Origin of the sequence: Vibrio sp. MEBiC08052 (assembly GCF_001506075.1) — a bacterium.
Taxonomy (GTDB): domain Bacteria; phylum Pseudomonadota; class Gammaproteobacteria; order Enterobacterales; family Vibrionaceae; genus Vibrio.
The window spans coordinates 273,232-288,069 of the sequence record NZ_KQ947475.1 but is presented as its reverse complement, the minus strand read 5'-3'; the positions used below and the strand labels follow the sequence as shown (position 1 = coordinate 288,069).

Annotated in this window: 13 protein-coding genes and 1 pseudogene; 4 read left to right on the top strand and 10 right to left on the bottom strand. The window is 43.9% G+C overall.

Features of this window, described 5'->3' with window-relative positions:
* Positions 1–35: 35 nt before the first annotated feature.
* Both VRK_RS01290 and VRK_RS01285 read right to left on the bottom strand, forming a co-directional pair.
* Entirely contained in the window at positions 36–1,205 is a 1,170-nt protein-coding gene (locus VRK_RS01290; protein WP_059119745.1) for a 5-methyltetrahydropteroyltriglutamate--homocysteine S-methyltransferase, read from the bottom strand.
* 118 nt (positions 1,206–1,323) lie between these two features.
* Entirely contained in the window at positions 1,324–1,668 is a 345-nt protein-coding gene (locus VRK_RS01285; RefSeq protein WP_231735722.1) for a hypothetical protein, read from the bottom strand.
* Positions 1,669–2,008: 340 nt separating this feature from the next.
* Here VRK_RS01285 and VRK_RS01280 point away from each other — a divergent pair, with 340 nt between their 5' ends.
* A complete protein-coding gene (locus VRK_RS01280) occupies positions 2,009–2,395 on the top strand; it encodes a lipocalin-like domain-containing protein (RefSeq protein WP_059119744.1) in 387 nt (128 codons plus the stop codon).
* 95 nt (positions 2,396–2,490) lie between these two features.
* On the opposite strand, the gene VRK_RS01275 is transcribed toward VRK_RS01280, so the two are convergent.
* A complete protein-coding gene (locus VRK_RS01275) occupies positions 2,491–4,440 on the bottom strand; it encodes a glycoside hydrolase family 44 protein (protein WP_059119743.1) in 1,950 nt (649 codons plus the stop codon).
* Between the two features lie 567 nt (positions 4,441–5,007).
* Entirely contained in the window at positions 5,008–5,991 is a 984-nt protein-coding gene (locus VRK_RS01270) for a glycoside hydrolase family 5 protein (protein ID WP_059119742.1), read from the bottom strand.
* Between the two features lie 410 nt (positions 5,992–6,401).
* Here VRK_RS01270 and VRK_RS01265 point away from each other — a divergent pair, with 410 nt between their 5' ends.
* The gene (locus VRK_RS01265; protein WP_059119741.1) at positions 6,402–7,442 is read left to right on the top strand and encodes a CARDB domain-containing protein; all 1,041 of its coding nucleotides are present in this window, start codon (positions 6,402–6,404) and stop codon (positions 7,440–7,442) included.
* A gap of 77 nt (positions 7,443–7,519) precedes the next feature.
* Here the strand turns inward: VRK_RS01265 and VRK_RS01260 are convergent, their stop codons facing one another.
* Both VRK_RS01260 and VRK_RS01255 read right to left on the bottom strand, forming a co-directional pair.
* Positions 7,520–7,840 (bottom strand): hypothetical protein, encoded by a 321-nt coding sequence (locus VRK_RS01260; RefSeq protein WP_059119740.1) that lies wholly within the window; start codon positions 7,838–7,840, stop codon positions 7,520–7,522.
* Positions 7,837–8,199: a hypothetical protein gene (locus tag VRK_RS01255; protein WP_059119739.1), complete on the bottom strand. Its 363-nt coding sequence runs from the start codon at positions 8,197–8,199 to the stop codon at positions 7,837–7,839. Before VRK_RS01255 ends, VRK_RS01260 begins: the two co-directional genes overlap by 4 nt.
* A 548-nt stretch (positions 8,200–8,747) precedes the next feature.
* Between VRK_RS01255 and VRK_RS01250 the strand changes: the two genes are divergently transcribed.
* Positions 8,748–8,933, top strand: coding sequence for a hypothetical protein (locus VRK_RS01250; protein WP_059119738.1), 186 nt, complete (start codon positions 8,748–8,750; stop codon positions 8,931–8,933).
* 1,144 nt (positions 8,934–10,077) lie between these two features.
* On the opposite strand, the pseudogene VRK_RS21655 reads toward VRK_RS01250, so the two are convergent.
* A pseudogene (locus VRK_RS21655) lies at positions 10,078–10,672 on the bottom strand (RHS repeat-associated core domain-containing protein); the annotation flags it as partial.
* A 139-nt stretch (positions 10,673–10,811) separates the two neighbouring features.
* Here VRK_RS21655 and VRK_RS01230 point away from each other — a divergent pair.
* On the top strand, positions 10,812–12,083 hold the full coding sequence (locus VRK_RS01230) for an NAD(P)/FAD-dependent oxidoreductase (RefSeq protein WP_059119734.1): 1,272 nt from the start codon (positions 10,812–10,814) through the stop codon (positions 12,081–12,083).
* Positions 12,084–12,134: 51 nt separating this feature from the next.
* Here the strand turns inward: VRK_RS01230 and trpS are convergent, their stop codons facing one another.
* The 3 genes from trpS to rpe form a co-directional block, all read right to left on the bottom strand.
* On the bottom strand, positions 12,135–13,169 hold the full coding sequence (gene trpS / locus VRK_RS01225) for a tryptophan--tRNA ligase (RefSeq protein ID WP_059119733.1): 1,035 nt from the start codon (positions 13,167–13,169) through the stop codon (positions 12,135–12,137).
* Between the two features lie 118 nt (positions 13,170–13,287).
* On the bottom strand, positions 13,288–13,974 hold the full coding sequence (locus VRK_RS01220; protein WP_059119732.1) for a phosphoglycolate phosphatase: 687 nt from the start codon (positions 13,972–13,974) through the stop codon (positions 13,288–13,290).
* Positions 13,975–14,061: 87 nt separating this feature from the next.
* Positions 14,062–14,736 (bottom strand): ribulose-phosphate 3-epimerase, encoded by a 675-nt coding sequence (gene rpe / locus VRK_RS01215; RefSeq protein WP_059119731.1) that lies wholly within the window; start codon positions 14,734–14,736, stop codon positions 14,062–14,064.
* Between the last annotated feature and the right edge of the window lie 102 nt (positions 14,737–14,838).

Sequence of the window (14,838 nt, the reverse complement as noted above, 5' to 3'; positions counted from 1 at the left end):
CAACTGACAGGGCGGATACATCATGCCATGTTAGCTTATCCCCAGACTTGCTTGGCTATCTCTTTCACAAGTGTAATTTTCTGCCATTGTTGCTCTTCGCTCAGCTCATTCCCTTCTTCGGTTGAAGCAAAACCGCACTGCGTGCTCAGACACAGATTTTCCAGAGGTACATATTGTGCCGCCTCATGAATGCGAGTAATCACTTCATCTTTATCTTCCAATTCACCCGTTTTCGAAGAAACAAGGCCAAGAACAACTTGCTTGTCTTGAGGTACTTTGGCGAGAGGTGAAAAATCACCGGACCGGTCTGTATCAAATTCCAGATAAAATGCAGAGACATTTTCTTTGGCGAACAGGACATCAGCAATCGGAGCATACCCACCAGATGCTGCCCAGGTCGAACGATAATTACCGCGGCAAACATGTGTTGTCAAAATCAGATCAACTGGCGCATTGGCTAACGCCCGGTTATTGACCAACAATAACTTTTCCGTTAACCCCGCAATACTTTGGGTATGATCAAATTCGTGAGAATCCCCACATCCGCAAGTTGCTTCTCTCGGTGTGGACGCTTTTGCTGCAATCGCCGCAATTTTTGGATCAGTTAACATCCCCCAGGTACAGTCATCAATCTGTAAGTTGCGACAACCTACCGCATACAACTCCCGAATAAAGGTTTGATAAACCAGAACAATATCATCAAGCAAATCGCTTTCATTCGGATATATCGCTTGGGTCTGCTCCAGATTACACGGACGCTGTAGCTCTTTCAGAAACTGAGCAGGGGCCGGAATCGTCAGACGAGGCACAACCCCCTCTTCTACAAATTGCATCAGAAACCGGAAATGCTCAAGAAAAGGGTGGTGCTCGCCGCTAATTTTCCCGGTCAGACGGATACTCTCCGGACGCGTTTCAATCTGAGCGAAAAGATAACCTTGCTCAATCTCAGACTTTTCGACCCCATGGATTCCCCACATGAAATCGAGATGCCACCAGCTCCGCCGGAATTCACCGTCAGTGATGACTTGAAGACCTACCGCTTTCTGACGGGCAACGAGCTCAGTAATGGCTTGATCTTCAACGTCAGTCAATTGTTGCTGAGTCAGTTGACCGGCAGCAAACTGCCGGCGAGCGTCATGAAGATAGTTTGGTCGAAGATAACTGCCGACCACATCGGCACGAAATGGGGGGATAGACAAAGACATGATATTTTCTCAAGTTGCTATTGAATCATATTCATAGCGTACTCGGTTCTTCACATGAGAAAAGAGAGATTTACTCACGTAAAACATGAAAGAAATTCATCTCTGTCTAACGACTAAACTAGCTGGATAAGAGATGGATAAATTTTCCATGGCAGCCTGAATCACCATCAACCAGATAGAAGTTGATGTTTTTGCCACTCACAAGTGCAGCCATCAATGTCGAATAAACCACTTTATTATTTTCCTCATTTTTATTCCATTGCAACCATTTCCCTGCCGGGCAGAGTGACGTCCCAACATTCATTTGGAACGTAACGCTCCCCGGCATGTAAGTCGCCTCAACAGTTGTCACTTTCCCGGTAATTAATGTCTCACTTGCATTCACAGAAAATACACTTGTAGCACATAAAAATAACAATGCAGATAATCTCTTTTTCATGTTAATTCCCAGTTGATAAAACATATGTTTACGGCTCCCCCTTAAGGCATTTATATCTCAAGGAAATAATATCCGTTGTTCATTGATAAAGAATACTTTCAATCTAAATCCATCTCAGACGAACACACCCGTGGCAATTCTTACGCTTTATTCCGTATTCCGAGTCCGTGCTGAAACCGTGATGTTATCACATAAATATAAGCACATAATTCCAAATAGAATAAAACCTCAAAGAGGTTGAGTGAACAAGTATGACGGCATCCAATTATGATAATAAGCTCATATTTTTGAGCATATGTTTCTGTTCGGAGCTATAGTTTTTATTGATGTATGAACACACACTCATAACATAAAGGAAATTGTCATGAAATCGCCACTCATTCCATCAATTGCATTACTCTGTTCCATTGGCTTTACTGGTATCGCATCAGCAGCTGTAGCAACAACGGGTACCTACACACTTAACTTTGATTGGGGTTGCGACGGAAGTTACTCTTCAACAACAGTAACTCTCAGCTCTGACGGCACTTTTAATACCGGTAGTTACAGCGGAAACTGGGTAGAAAACAATCAAACACTGACGCTCACTTATAGCACAGGAACCTATTATACCGGTTACCATACCAGTAAGGCGGTCGTCGGGGTACAAAGATCACAAAATGGCCTAGACGGCTGCTTCTATATGCTGAAATCAAGCACAGTGGCAAGTAAACAAGCACAAAGCAGCTCAGCGGATTCAGATGGTCGGTAAGTGTCTCAGTGTATTGTAGATATTGTAAAAATCCCCTGTGTATTTCACAGGGGATTTTAGTTTTATTTCTGACTCAATCAGTTAAAAACAATCAATTAACGATTGGCACAGAACCCGATCGAACTTGTACTTGCACCGGGCTGCAACACTTTATTCCATTCAACACCACGAATGGTTACTTTGCTGCCGGCCTGTTCCCAGTTTGCATTCCATAATGCATACACACTGCCTTCGACGTCAAAAGCAGTATGCCATTCAACGGCTTCAGAACCATTGTTGGTGACCACAATGTCAGAGCAGTATGATGCGCTACCATCTTGTGGAATATTGACGGACACCGTTACCCCGTCAGTTCCGGGATCCGTTGGGTCAGTAGGGTCTGTCGGATCAGTCGGATCGGTTGGATCTGTGGGGTCAGTCGGATCGGTGGCATCAGAGGTACTAAAGACAAAATGATAAGCAGACAAGGCCGGAATATCATAATTGAGCTGATTATTCGTGACCTCAACCTCTCCTTTATCCTGAATTTCAACCGAATCAGAATTGAGCACATAAGTCTTGCCTGACTTATAAATCGTGGTTGAATCGATATTGAACACACCATTGATCGACTCATTCATATTCTTATTCAGTACGATGACATGGAGTAACCCGGTCTCTGAATCAACCGATGCATAAATAGAGCTGTTTTCTTTATCGCTCATTGTTGCTGTGACGCTGGTATCACCAAACGTCCCATTCTCTCCGTTATAGTTTCGATAGAGACGATATGCACTGGCTAAATATTTCTCTTCGTCATTTAAAATCCAGCTGTTTGCGGCATACACACCATATTTACCGAAGATACCCAGCACATCGGCTTCAGTAATCGCACCGGTAATATCATCACCACCACCATAACCATATTCGGTGAAGGCGATCTTCGTTCCCGGATAATGGGCATCGATTGAATCTTGAATATGTGGAATCAACGGTAGCTCCGCCATATTCCATTGTGCAATCCAGCTATCCTCTTGATATTCAGGATCCCATAACGTCCGGGGAGCCTGCATCCGGGCATTTTTATCTTTCGCTGAATCGGCATTACCATCCGTAACACGTTGATCTCCGCGCGCTTCGGAATACCAGTGTAAATCAAGCACATCCAATAATCGCATCCCTGATGATTGACCTGCCGCTTTCATCTGGGCCAGATAATAATCAATAAACCAGTGATATTGAGCCGAATAGTTCGACCAGTCCGGTGCATCACTCAATCCGGTAAAAGCACCGAAACCATATAACGCAGGGCCAAAGATCGTGGCAGTCGGATCAACGCCTTTGACGGCCTGAGCTGCTTCAATTGAACGGTCAACCAGCTCTTTGGCACCCAGTTTGTCAGGATGAATTCGAGAGTGAGTGTGAGACCATAAACTGGGTTCATTATCTAATGAGTAAGCAAATACGCCACCGTCGGCCGCTTTGCCGTAGCGCTCAACTAAAAAGTTGACCATTTCATCGGTATACACAGCATTATCGGTAAGATCAGGGGTTAATGAGAACGGTGCATTCTTTTTCGCTATCGCCGGAATCCAACGAGATGAGGGTGCAACTTCCCCTTCCTGTACCGTACCGTTTTTATCCGCGGCAACGTAGCCGGCTAACGGCACAGTCAGCATTGTTTTCGCGCCGGGAATCGCGTCATTATCAACAAAATCGGTCAGCGTAATCCCCGGAATGGTTTCATCTACACCATCCGGTACCATGTAGGTATCACTGGAATGCTGCCAATCTGATCCAGCATTGGAGTAGTTATTCTCCCAGTTATATCCGGTTGTCCGGTTACCACCGAGACGATAGAAACCAAAATTTTCATGACCAGTCATGTTCATTCTATGATTGGTCCCATAAATTAAATCACTGATTTTATGATTTTGTTCGTCAGGTGAAATTGAATAATCGATACTCACCTGAGCAGATACTGCGCTGCTGGCTAATGCGGCAAAAATCAGTACAGATAGAACTTTAGGTCTGGCCAGTCCGTGTCGATGACTTGATACATTCATCACAAGATATTCTCCTTTGCTACTTTTGCTATAAGTGATGCTGCCGCAACAAAACTCGATCAGAGCAAAGCTCTACAAACAAAAAGTTCATCAAACATCAGGTATACCGACAGTGGCAAAAACGTACCAGACCAGCTCGTCAAACATCTTCATATTCGGGCATGGCATTGATGAAGATTCAGGATTAATCACGAAAGAGTTTTATCCGCCAACATTCATTCTCTCCCTAATCTGCCTCTCTTTTAGTCTGGCAATTTCTATGCGGGACGCGAAAACTCATACAAGCTCATACACACTGTTTTCTTTTTTCACGATAAAAACAGTGTCTTGTCACGCGCCAACACTTTGACCTCTGAGACAAATGGAACAATTAGCATATTAGTACAACAAATTGCTTATAATCGAGCTGGGATATATTGAATCCTGTAATTATTTCCAATCTGTATGGTTGCTCCCAATTCACCTTCATCTAAGTGATAAATAACGAGGTACATTGGTGAGAGTCCGGACAGAGATAACATCATCTCCGTCCGATTAGTGATTGAGCAGATAAACACTCATAAAAAGTTACTGACAAGATGCACCACAGGTGAATATTGTGGCAGGTGTCGAGGTTGATCGAATACCATTGACGCCATTGATCAGAATATTACCCCATTCGCTATATGAGTTGTTATCCCAGTGATTGACAATATCCAGATCCGCAACATCTTGATTATTGCCCGACCATGACCAGCCGATATAGCCGATATTCAACGTTTCTGCCCGCTCCATAATCGCATCTTCAGCAACATCTGCACCTTGATGACTCGCACCGAACTCACCGACAACCAGCGCCAGACCTTGGTTAAGAAAAGTAGTGATGTAATTATTCACAGTCGGATAGTCCCTATAAACCTGATACATGTGGACACTAAAAATCGTATTGCGCAGCGGGTCCGCATCAAATACAGAGTGAGCATGGTTCAGCATAATTTGTTGCCAGTCCTGCCCCCAGTTTGGCGCATCAACCATCAGGGTATGGGTCAACCCAGCCTTTCTTAAGCGCTGAATGGCATGGATATGATCATTGCTCCACACATTGGTATTCACGCCATTTCCCATCGGCTCGTTGCCCAGATTAATGATGACATAATCTTCCTGACCGATGAGCTGCTCTTTGAGTTCAATCCAATAGTCGGCTGCAGAATCTAAGCTTGCGGCTTGTGCCTGCTCACCAAACCCGGTCGTATCATGGACTTCAAGCACCGTGATTAAATGTCTTGCTTTGGCCTGCCGAATCACATTCGCCACATCAGCGGCACGATTCTTATTCCAGCGCTGCCCATTACTCAAAACAATCCGAACCGTGTTTGCCCCCGTCGCGGCAATCCCGTCTAAAGCATGATTCAGCCGATCAACATACCAAGTGTGGGCATGGTTGATGCCACGGATTTTGAAAGGATGCCCATTGCCCTCATATAACACACCATTCGCGATATAGAACCCAGCCTGGGCAGACAAAGCGAACAGACAACCCAACGTTGCGATTAATATTTTTATTAATTTCATATTCCTATCCTTACCAACAATGAAAGCACCGTGATAGATGGTTTCACCAGTGCTATTTAAACTGTAAAATATGGTCTTGATCTCATATAAATTCAAGTTATGTCGATAGTAACACTGAGCATCGAATTCAATGCTCCGACACGAGTACAGAAATCCCCTATCGGATTTCGTTGGTGATATCTGACTTGGTTTCATCAATCCACCAGCCGCCTAAAATGTCGTCTCCACAGCAACTGCTTCAGTCATTTCTTTCTATTGATCACAGTGTTGAGAAAAAAGAATACATAACATTGACTCATAAAAAATTAGTTTCATAATGGCAAAAAATAAATATGCGTCTTGTTTCATCTGTTACAAGGGTAGCGTCATACCTCACTGACGGAATCATCATGAACATATAGGAACTAAGTATGAAACTAGAAAAAATAGTCGTTGGCCTAATCACAACCACAGCCCTTTGTAGTCAAGCGGCTCTCGCCTCGATTTATCCGGGCAATGTCGATATCGTTAACACGGAACTCCCATACCCGAATCAAAAAACACTTGAGGTGGACTACCGTATGTTCGGCTCTGAGATTTTTAATACCGGTAGAACCGTTAATTTTGCACTGACACAAGATGGTGGAAAAACATTCATTGATATCGGCCGTGATTTTGCTGATATTTCATGTGGGAGTAGCGGTTTAGGCGGTACAATGCGCTGCGTCCCGAGTAACTCAAAACAAACATACCGAGTCAATTTGGATAGTGTGTTGAGTGAACAAAACAAAAAAGTATTGGCCAATTCATGTGTCCCGTATGAATTTCAGGTGAAGGCGAGTTACAGTATTTCGAGTGCACTGAGTATGAATACCGTCAAGATCGGGGGGCAAGGAGCACCGGACTGGCTGGTTTCTTCCGGTAGTTTTTCTCCGAACCAAGTGACTGCGGGTGGCCAGGTTGTGATTAATGCCGAGGTATCCTCAGCCAATTGCGCACAAAAAAGCGGTACAGCTCCAACACTGGCGATATATTTGGCCAATGCAAATAAGCAGCTTATGTATTTCTACGGAGAAACATCGGTTCTCTTGCCATATGGCTCAAGACACACCATCACTGTTCCGATTCCTTCAGGCTTGACGGCGGGCACTTATTACTTGGTGTTAGTGGTTGACAGAAATGATGTGGTTGCTGAAACCAATGAAAACAATAACGTCGCGATGGGCAGAATTACCGTGATTGACAGTGCTGTCGGCGGACAAAGTATTGCACCAGAAAATGAGCAGTCAGCCAATACCAGTGGTTCAATAACCTATTTGAGCAGAACCGACAAAGATAACCAAAACTTCGTTGACCCACAATTACCGGTCACTCCCGGCATGCAAATGCTCAAATCGAGTGAGCTTAAAGACAACGATGTGATTAACCCGAATAAACTTCAGACTCTATCTCCGTCAGATAAGAAAGAATAATCGGTTTATTGATTTGTCCAAAAACAAACGCCAGTCAGGTTAGGCTGGCGTTATTTTTTCCAATAATTAGCACCATATTATCTTGCCCAATATCCGAAGGGAATTTTATTAGGATCGCTTGGAAGTTTTCTTAAAGTATATTCATCCTGAAGATACATTCTTTCAAAATTCCGCTGTCTTGTTCCATATGATGGTAACTCACGTAATACATTCACTATCCCTTGAATCTCTGGAGAATTAAAATGATATCCTGCGTCGAGCAAGCCATTTAATGATACAACTAACTCTTTATATTGATCATTTACATCATACAAGTTTTTTATTCTTTCCAACATCGAAACGAAAACACTACCCAAAGGGCTTGATTTCAATTTACTTGCGGTCTCAAAAGTATTCACTTTTTCACCTCCGCCAGAAAAATTCCTGCAATCAGGAGGGATATAATAATCTCTACTGATTGAGCAAAAATGTAAGTCCGAGGTATTGTTTGCTCTGCATACTCAAAGAGAGGGTATATTGTCCGAATTACGACAAGTGTGGGATATAATAATGCAATCATTTTCATTGATTTGTGTGTAAACAAATCCACTTTTTTCCATATCCCAAATAGTGCGATGACCACATAGAATGTCATGATTTGAGTAACAAACTGAATTGCCTGCTCGATTGTTGTCCCGATATAGTCAAATGCCGTTGCCACTGCTATAGACAACACAACGAAAACAAACATAAAACCGGCTAGTTTGTGATTAGCCATGAAAAACCTCTCCTTATGACTGTGATAATAGATGCAGATACTATCATACGATTGATTATATGAGTGATATGAAGACTTGTAGGCTCTGACGTTGAGATCTTGATTCTAGCTTTATCGCAATATAATCATGAATTCGTTGGTTAAAGTACTTCTGACCAGCATCTCTTACGATGATGAAAATTGATTCCTGAACGTGAATTGAATCGCAGAAAGTAGCAACTGAAATGTCACTCAGGTATGAATTACCTCGATGAATTACATCCTATAAAAACAATCATTTGAGCTAGTCACACACCATAAATACGATGATAGATCACTGGCAAACCCAGTGACAGGCGTAGGAACCTGTATTAATCTACCGATACACGATTAAGCTGGTATAACGGCTTTTTCGTAACCATCTCAACATATCAATTATGGTGAGCTGAATAGGGCAGCTTCGGCTGGCCGTTACGGTAGTTGCGGTAATTCCTACCCCTGTTCAGTTCACCACTCACAGAGTAGGAACTTTGAGTAGTGATTCATCATCACAACTACCGGAGGCGACTATGCCCAAACACCCAGCCAACCTCGGTCTGCACCTGACCGCCCGCGGATATCTGATCGACTTACTCATCACCCGCACCGAACCTCACATCGATCAACACGAATTACGCGAAGTCATTCTGTTCCTCAATAATCTGATTACGTTTGATGAAATGAGTCTGTGCTGTGACGGCTGTGGGGAAAGGTGACGATAGAATGGCAGGGATTGTTAAGGCAATCCCTGTGACCCGGTATTTATCTGCTATTATTGGGGGATTTTGCTTATTTTTGTGTACTCTTTATTTTTATCCTAATGTGTCTCTGTTTTTCTTTCTTATCACATACAATAATATTCCTCCCAGTAAAACTGGGAACATCATGGAAGCAATAACAAAAATAACTCGATAAGGAATATTCTGATAGAGAACTGACATAACTATAGGAACAACCCAAATAATCATTAAGAGTAAAAATAATAAAACTCCATTAATAATTGAGAATGGTTCTTCTTTAAAAAAACCGATGTCATATATGGAAGACATCAATGACATAAAAATCATAAAAAATAGAAAAACATATGAAAAAAATAACACATTGTATAGTTTCATTAAAAAACATACTCCACTTCACCAAAAGCTGCAACTCCAACTTTAACATTTACCTTACTTTCATTAATATTAACGCCCTTATAGTTAACATTAAACTTCGCACTAGGGCTTTCTAATTTTTTATAGTTTTCATCTAATCTAGTAGGTGAAAAATGATAAACTTCTTTTCCTAAACTTAACTCTCCTTTAAATCCAGGAGTTGTAACAGAGATATGAGGGTAATTAAATTCTGTATCATATCCTTGCTTAAATTTATCATCACTCAACACTGCTGCACTGCTAAGCGAAAAACCAATATCAATATCAGCAACACCTTTAATACCAAATTTTATATTACCTCCAATACCAACACCCAGCTTTACTGTTATTTTCTCTTTAAAACCTTTTATCTCTTTCGATAACTCACTATACATGCTACTTAGAACTTCTGTTCCAATGTCTAGAGCGGTACGAGTCCAGTAGCTATATCCTGCCATATAACCCTGAGTTCTGGCAATCTGCGCTGCATTTCTTGCTGCCATCTCGGCTTTATCTTCAGGTGTATTTCCGAGGCCACCAAACAATTCTCCAATAGCTCTGGTCATATAAGAAAAGCCAAAACCAAACCCTCGATTTTCTATATTTTTTTGCTCAGTTTTTCCATGATTATCGTTTGTATGACCATTGTCGTCATTTGTATTACTACTGCTATGTGGTGTCGATACTGCATTATGAGAAGCAGGAGGATCCGATGGACTATTCTCAAAAGTATAGAACCCAGTATTATCTATGTATTTTAATGGGTTATCCCAGACATAAGAGTAGCGGTTAAAACTATTGGTCACAAACGGAGCTTGTATTACCGGATCCGGGCTGATAAACCGCCCCAGTTCCTGATCATAAACCCGGCCATTCATATGAATCAGCCCGACTTCGGTGATCTCTTCATGGCCGGTGTAACCCCGGTTGGTGATGGCTGCCTGTACAACATCCAGCGGGGGCCGTCTTCACGCCAACTCACTTTGCGCTGTTTACCCCAGGTATCATAACTGCGCCGTTCTACCACCACGCCATAACCGTCGGTGATCATATCGACCGATTCCAGCGCGTCATAGTGCAGATAGCGTATCTGCTTATCTTTCAACTTATCATCGGCATCTTTGACCTGCGTATTCAGCGCGATCAGCTTGCCATCGGCATAAATAAAGTGGTTTATGCTGTACTTCACCGGTCTTGGTATCAGTCACCCGCTCATAGTATTTGCCGAAGTAGAATGTCTCCTTACCGTCACTGGTCGTCTTCAGATAGCGGTTATGTTCAGCATCATATTTAAAGGTCACCGTATTACCATTACGCGTGATCGTTTTGGCTGTTAAACACGTTCCCGTCAACGTCCCCCTCATCTGATCTTCTTTCTGTGATGCAGATCGGGCGCACAATCTTGAATATAAGTTATTATTAATTTAGTAATTACTAATATAAAAGAGAGAGAAAGTAAAGATGAAAAGAACGATCGTAATTGGTGCAGGGTTGGGTGGCATCTCCGTCGCCTATGAATTAAGGCAGAAACTACCGAAAGATCATGAAATACTGCTGATCAATGAAGGCGCTGAATTTCATTTTATTCCTTCAAACCCTTGGGTCGCCCTTGGAGAGCGAACCAGAGATCAGGTGGTATTGGATTTAACACCCTACACGAAGAAATTCCGGATTCCCTTCAATACTTCCGGCGTTGCTCAGATCCACGCTCAGAATAAATGTCTGCAAACTGAAGACGGAACCGAATACGAGTATGACTATCTGGCTATCTGTACTGGCCCGAAACTGGCATTTGAAACCGTCCCCGGAGCCGGGCCGGAGAATGGTTATACCCAGTCAATCTGTACGGTTGACCACGCGGTACATTCTCACGAAGCCTATCAGCAGCTCATCAAAAACCCGGGACCGGTCATTGTCGGGGCGCTTCAGGGAGCCAGTTGTTTCGGTCCTGCCTATGAATATATCCTGTCGCTTGAAAGCCAGTTGCGTAAACTGAAAATCCGCGCTCAGGTACCGATGACTTTTGTTACCAGCGAACCTTACATCGGCCACATGGGACTCGGCGGCGTCGGGGATTCAAAAGCATTAATGGAGCACGAATTCCGGGAGCGGGGTATTCAATGGATTTGTAATGCACGCACCACGCATTTTGAACCCAATATGGCCCATATTGAAGAGCTCAACCGCAAAGGCGAAGTCGATTTCGAACATCACTTACCTTTCAATATGGCGATGTTCTTGCCACCATTTAAAGGTTCACCTGCGGTGGCCAATGTTCCTGACTTATGCAACCCCAAAGGCTTTGTGCTGACTGATGAATATCAGCGTAGCCCGACTTACCCGGAAATCTTTGCTGCCGGTGTTTGCGTTGCAATTCCGCCACTTGAAGAAACACCGGTTCCTGTCGGAGCACCGAAAACCGGTTTTATGATTGAATCCATGACCAGTGCGATTGTAGAAAATATTCTCAGCATTGAGCGTGGTGAAGCGGTGAAAACCAAGCCGTCGATGAATGCAGTCTGTCTGGCTGACATGGGGGATAAAGGGGCGGCATTTATTGCCCTGCCACAAAACCCGCCACGAAATACCAACTGGACCTCGATGGGGCAATGGGTTCACATCGCTAAAATCGCTTTCGAGAAATATTTCCTCTATAAAGTGAAGAAAGGCACCAGTGAACCGATTTATGAAAAATATATTATGAAGGCGGCGGGGATCAAACGGATTCAGTAAAAAGCTGCCGATAGGCAGCCTTGATATTGATGTAACCTTGGTTGGTGATACTTAAAATGGTGTCACAAAACCAACCGCTTGATAGGCTTTTTTCAGGATTGGCGCTGCTTTTGCCGACGCGGCTTCAGCGCCAGATTTCATCACTTCATTGAGATAGCCCAAATCAGCACGAATCCGGTGGTATTCACTCTGAACGGGTTCCAGCATGGCGACAATCGCTTCACCGACGTCTTTCTTGAACGGGCCATACATTTCCACCCCTGCATATTTTGCTTCGATTTCAGCAAAAGTCATCCCGGTTGCTGCCGAGTACAATCCCATCAGGTTGGAGATCCCGGCTTTGTTTTCAACATCGTGACGAATCCGTGGTGGAGTTTCAGTGTCCGTTTGAGCTTTATTGATCTTCTTGAGAATCGATTTCGGATCTTCAAGCAGCGTGATGACATTCTTGCGGTTATCATCCGACTTGGACATCTTCTTGGTTGCATCCTGAAGACTCATCACCCGTGCATTCACTTTAGGAATGTACGGCTCAGGCACAGTGAAGATCGGTTGCTCAGGGCTGTAAATATTATTAAAACGAATGGCAATATCGCGAGCCAGTTCAAGATGCTGCTTCTGGTCATTCCCAACGGGTACCTGATGGGTGCCGTAAAGAAGGATATCGGCAGCCATCAAGACCGGGTAATCAAACAGTCCGACATTGACATCATTTGCATAACGTGCGGATTTATCCTTGAACTGGGTCATCCGACTCAACTCACCCATCTGGGTATAACAATTGAGAAGCCAACTGAGTTGTGCATGAGCAGGGACATGAGACTGAACAAATAAGGTGCTCTTGCGCGGATCAATACCGACTGCAAGACAAATCGCCAGTGCGTCTAGTGTTGCTGCCTGTAACGCTTTTGGATCCTGACGCACGGTGATCGCATGGAGATCAACGATACAATACTGACAGTTGTATTCATCTTGCATCTGATGCCATTGACGAAGCGCACCCAAGTAGTTACCAATACTGAGTTCACCGGAGGGTTGAACACCACTAAAGACGATCGGTTTGTCCGAGACGAGGGAGTTGCTCATGAAAAGATTCCTTTGACTTCATCAAAATTAGAGAAAAACCGTGTGATCGTTCTGCAAACAGTCACACGGTTTACTCAGTGTACTCATCAGGAAGTATTTTTCTAGATATTTATCGCATTCATGCCGAGACAAGAACAATATCTAGTAATTGATTGATTTGATCTGCCACATAATCGGGATTTGAGTCAGCAATAGGCTCACCATGATTGTAGCCGTATGTCAGCCCGAATGAACGGCATCCGGCACGCTGTGCCGCCAGAATATCATTCTTTGAGTCACCGACCATCAGCATCTGTTGAGGCTGGCAATTATAGGTGGTGAGCAACCATTCAAGCGCCATCGGATCCGGTTTCTTTTTCTCAAAACGGTCACCGCCAATCACTTCTTTAAAATAGTGGGAGATACCATGCTGTTGCAGAATATCGGGCACGAACCGCGACGGTTTATTGGTTGCAATGGCCAGAGTAAACCCTGCCTGATATAACTGTTCCAGTGTCTCTTTAACCCCCGGATACAAGTGACTAAGACGATGTCCCGTCGCTTCATAATATCCGTCAAAACGTTTTCTGGCATCTTGCATCAGCTCAGGACTCAACGACGGGTCAACGGTCAGACTCTGACTCAAAGCCCGGCCAATTAAGACATCAGCGCCATTGCCGACATAATCACGAACCTGTGCTTCAGAAACACCCGGATAACCCAACGCACGGACAGCCTGATCGGCTGCCACAGCAAGATCGGGAACACTGTCTAACAACGTGCCGTCCAGATCAAAAACAATCAATTGAATCGGTTCAAAAGACATTACATCTACTCTCTATCTGTTTTTATATGGGTGGCTCAGCATACTCACACCCCAAATGGATCCCTTCGGATTGAACACAACGACAGATTATCGCTTGATCTGTGCCAACTCAGCACGCATCGCGTCAATCACTTGTTGGTAATCGGGCTGACCAAAGATCGCGGAACCCGCCACAAACATATCAGCACCGGCTTCGGCAATTTCACGGATGTTATCAATTTTGACGCCACCGTCGATTTCCAGACGAATCTGACGACCGGAAGCATTGATGCGTTCACGAACGGCACTGAGTTTATCCAGTGTATGCGGAATGAAAGACTGACCGCCAAATCCGGGGTTTACAGACATCAGCAGGATCAGATCCACTTTATCCATCAGATAATCCAGATGAATCAGTGGAGTCGCCGGATTCAGCACGACACCGGCTTGGCAACCATGATCTTTGATGAGTTGCAACGTGCGATCAACATGCTCGGAAGCTTCAACATGAAAAGTAATCATTGATGCACCTGCTTTAGCAAAATCCGGGATGAGACGATCAACCGGTTTAACCATCAGATGGACATCAATCGGTGCCGTCACACCATAGTCACGTAATGCTTTGCAAACCGGTGCGCCAAAGGTCAAATTCGGCACATAATGGTTATCCATAACATCAAAATGAATCACATCCGCACCGGCGTTCAGGACATCAACAACATCCTCACCTAAACGGGCTAAATCAGCAGAAAGGATGGAAGGGGCAATCAAAAAGTCTTTCATAAAGCAGGCCTCTGTGAGCATGAAGATTAGGAATAGTTGCCAAGATAGACCATTCTACAGAAGCCATTGCTCGGATCCTAGCCTGTGTTGCGCTTTGATACC

What these genes read in the sequence shown, in the direction of transcription:
- VRK_RS01290 (WP_059119745.1), bottom strand. Translation starts at nt 1,205, where the DNA reads ATGTCTTTGTCTATCCCCCCATTTCGTGCCGATGTGGTCGGCAGTTAT.
- VRK_RS01285 (WP_231735722.1), bottom strand. Translation starts at nt 1,668, where the DNA reads ATGTTTTATCAACTGGGAATTAACATGAAAAAGAGATTATCTGCATTG.
- VRK_RS01280 (WP_059119744.1), top strand. Translation starts at nt 2,009, where the DNA reads ATGAAATCGCCACTCATTCCATCAATTGCATTACTCTGTTCCATTGGC.
- VRK_RS01275 (WP_059119743.1), bottom strand. Translation starts at nt 4,440, where the DNA reads ATGAATGTATCAAGTCATCGACACGGACTGGCCAGACCTAAAGTTCTA.
- VRK_RS01270 (WP_059119742.1), bottom strand. Translation starts at nt 5,991, where the DNA reads ATGAAATTAATAAAAATATTAATCGCAACGTTGGGTTGTCTGTTCGCT.
- VRK_RS01265 (WP_059119741.1), top strand. Translation starts at nt 6,402, where the DNA reads ATGAAACTAGAAAAAATAGTCGTTGGCCTAATCACAACCACAGCCCTT.
- VRK_RS01255 (WP_059119739.1), bottom strand. Translation starts at nt 8,199, where the DNA reads ATGGCTAATCACAAACTAGCCGGTTTTATGTTTGTTTTCGTTGTGTTG.
- VRK_RS01250 (WP_059119738.1), top strand. Translation starts at nt 8,748, where the DNA reads ATGCCCAAACACCCAGCCAACCTCGGTCTGCACCTGACCGCCCGCGGA.
- VRK_RS01230 (WP_059119734.1), top strand. Translation starts at nt 10,812, where the DNA reads ATGAAAAGAACGATCGTAATTGGTGCAGGGTTGGGTGGCATCTCCGTC.
- trpS (WP_059119733.1), bottom strand. Translation starts at nt 13,169, where the DNA reads ATGAGCAACTCCCTCGTCTCGGACAAACCGATCGTCTTTAGTGGTGTT.
- VRK_RS01220 (WP_059119732.1), bottom strand. Translation starts at nt 13,974, where the DNA reads ATGTCTTTTGAACCGATTCAATTGATTGTTTTTGATCTGGACGGCACG.
- rpe (WP_059119731.1), bottom strand. Translation starts at nt 14,736, where the DNA reads ATGAAAGACTTTTTGATTGCCCCTTCCATCCTTTCTGCTGATTTAGCC.